Genomic DNA, 2857 nt, shown 5'->3' with positions numbered 1-2857 from the left:
CACAGGAAATGGCCAAAAACCCGTTTCGCTACTTCAAGACATCGCCCGAAATCATCCAGCTCGGTGTGATGATGTACGTCAGTTTTCCGCTCTCTCTGCGCAATGTCTAAGACCTTCTCCACGAGCGCGGGATCGATGTCTGCCACGAAAGCATCAGGTCACCGTCGCAGCCGCCGACACCGAAACCCGCGCGCTCGGCACTATGTTCGAGATCTTCCTCGGGCCGGACGATATATCCGTCACCCTGATCGAAGGGTCCGTCAGCGTCGCGCCGCAAGAAGCAGGCAAGGGGCAGGGGACTGGCCCCTCCACCGCCCTCCAGCCTGAACCGCCTACGGCCACGCGGCTCAGACCGGGCGACCGCCTGGTCATGCGGGCCGGCCACATCGCGTCCCTCACGCAGGTCGACCCGGAGACAGCCCTGTCCTGGCGCACCGGCATGCTCCAGTTCCGGGACGTGACGCTGGAAGAGGCGGTCGCGGAAATGAACCGGTATTCCGACACCAAGCTCCGCGTCGACGATCCTGCGCTTGCACAGGAGCGCCTCAGCGGCGCCTTCCCGGCAGGCGACCCGGACCTGTTTGCCGAGGCCCTCAAGCTCTACCTGCCGGTCGACATCTGCCGCAGGGACGGCGCCATTGTGATCTCACCTGCAGGACCTGCCTCACAATAGGTGAGCAGCGTACGTACACTCACCCCATGTGGCATGACGGGCTCCAGCTTCCTGAGCTGTCATGCAAGAGCGGTCAGGAGGGGAGGATACCTCAATGTGCACTCGATTTATACGCGAACGCGTATCAACTTGGTTCATACGCGTTCGCGTATTTATGGGTTTCATGCGCGAACGTGTATAACGAGATATGTGGATGTCATCGCGGTTTCAGCTGATCCGCAGAGTGAGAGCGGAAAGCGGACATACAGGAGCACAGCGAGCTGGATGATCTCGGGTGACGTCTTGAAGTAGCGGAAGGGGTTCTTGGCCATCTTCCGAAACGAAACGCCTGGATACGCCGTCTCAAGCCCGGTTCCCCTGACAATGCCCTTCACAGAGAGCTTCCGCCGAGTCCGCTGCTTGATCCCTTTAACGTGTCTCTCTGCCGATCCCTCGTCCGTCGTTTTTTGTCTAACCGTCTTCCCTTTGCAAGGAAATGATGAGCCACAAACCCTCGCTTAGTAATTTGGCCACTCTGTCTCAGGGTCGCTGACGGGGAACAATCCAAAACATGGAAAGGCATGGAGCAGCTCGGCAGGAGGGTGTGAGCCTTGATTGAAATCGAGAAATTATTTGGAAGGCTTATAGCGTAAAAGCCCCGGCCTAAGAACCGACCAGCTGTCCAGATAATTGCGTGATCGCCACGATCGATGGCCGTGGTGGGAGCGCCGGATCGAAATCTGGCCAACGCGTTGGGGTCACGTCGAGGGACGCGGCGCCTTCCCCCGGATGCTGGATGCCGAGTAGCAGCGTCGCGCCATTGTCGATGAAAGTAGGACTGCAACATTCGGCGCCGGCTGGCGGAGCATAGAACAGTTTCGGCAGGGCGCGGCCATCACCTTCCAGGTCCATGACATAGAGCCCGTCATGGCCGCTCGGTTGGACGCCATCGGTGCAGATCCATAGACGCCCTTCTGGATCAAATCCGATATTGTCCGGGTCGGTAAACCAGCCATTGGTGGATGTGTCTGGATGGAACTTGGCCTTATGATCAGCGGTGGCAGGATCGCCGCAAAGGGCAAGCACTTCCCATGCGAACGCATCGGCCGCATGGTCACGGCCATTGGTGGTTTGCGGGGGCCGCAGTTCCAGTAAGTGCCCGAACCGGTTGTTGGCGCGGGGATTGGCCGGGTCTGGGTCGCGGCGGTCGCCATTGCTGGTGAGCGCGATGATCACGGTTCCAGTTACCGGATTGGGCGCAAAGCCTTCGGGCGAATCCATCGGCGTTGCGCCGACAAGGTCAGCGGCGCCGCGTGTATTGATAAGCACGTCGCCCTGGGAGTGAAAGCCGTTTTCTGGGGTCAGCGCTCCGAGGCCAAACACAAGCGGAATCCACTTCACCTGCCCGTTCGCCTCAAACTGCGCGACCGACAGCACGCCGTCATCAAGCAGGTCGCGGTTGGCTGCCGCGCCGCCGGGCCGCACCGGATGGGTGCTCACATAACGGTAGCAATATTCAAATTCCCAATCGTCGCCGAGATAGACCACGACGCGGCCGTCGGGCGCCAGCGTCGTGCTTGCGCCCTCGTGCGCAAACCGCCCCAGGGCCGTGCGTTTCACCGGTGTTGATGCTGGATCGGCGGGGTCAATCTCGACGACCCATTCATACCGGTTTGGTTCATTGGGCTCATTCTCAAGCGAGAAGCGCGGAGCGACGCGGGTCCAGCCCCAGCGGTCATTGTTGGCGTCGTCATAGTAATAGCGTTTGAGAAGCGCCCGGTCCGGCGCCGATTGCCAGTCGCCCCCGAATATCTCGCCGGCGCCTTCTTCGCATGTCAGGACCGTGCCCCAGGGCGTCACGCCGCCATTGCAATTTGACAACGTGCCGAGCACGCGCGTACCGGTCGGGTCTGCCTGGGTCTGGAGTTTCGCATGACCCGCGGCTGGTCCGGAGATACGCATTGGCGTGGTGGCCGTGATGCGGCGATTGTACTGACTGTCACGCACGGGCTGCCAGGCACCGTCGGCCTTGCGCAACTCCACAACGGAACCACCAACGCTCGCCATGGTGACGGCGACCTGATTGTCCGTCATCTCGCGGGCGGCGCTATGCTCGGACAGGCCCGCCCACATCAGCTGCGGGTTCGGATATTCGTGATTGGCATAGAGCAGGCCGCGTGAGGGATCATCGCCGAGCGGCAGGAA

General features: G+C 61.0%; 2 protein-coding genes. One reads left to right on the top strand and one right to left on the bottom strand.

Annotation, left to right across the window (positions count from 1 at the left end; genetic code table 11):
* Positions 1-202: 202 nt before the first annotated feature.
* Complete coding sequence (locus AADA04_RS07395; protein WP_340692615.1) at positions 203-673, top strand: hypothetical protein; 471 nt, start codon at positions 203-205, stop codon at positions 671-673.
* Between the two features lie 642 nt (positions 674-1315).
* On the opposite strand, the gene AADA04_RS07390 is transcribed toward AADA04_RS07395, so the two are convergent.
* On the bottom strand, positions 1316-2857 hold a 1542-nt coding region (locus AADA04_RS07390; protein ID WP_340692614.1), incomplete at its 5' end, for a PhoX family phosphatase.

The sequence above is a fragment of the Hyphomonas sp. genome (assembly GCF_037969335.1).
Taxonomy (GTDB): domain Bacteria; phylum Pseudomonadota; class Alphaproteobacteria; order Caulobacterales; family Hyphomonadaceae; genus Hyphomonas.
Note: the sequence above shows the minus strand (reverse complement) of the source record. Positions and strands in the feature narration are given on the sequence as shown.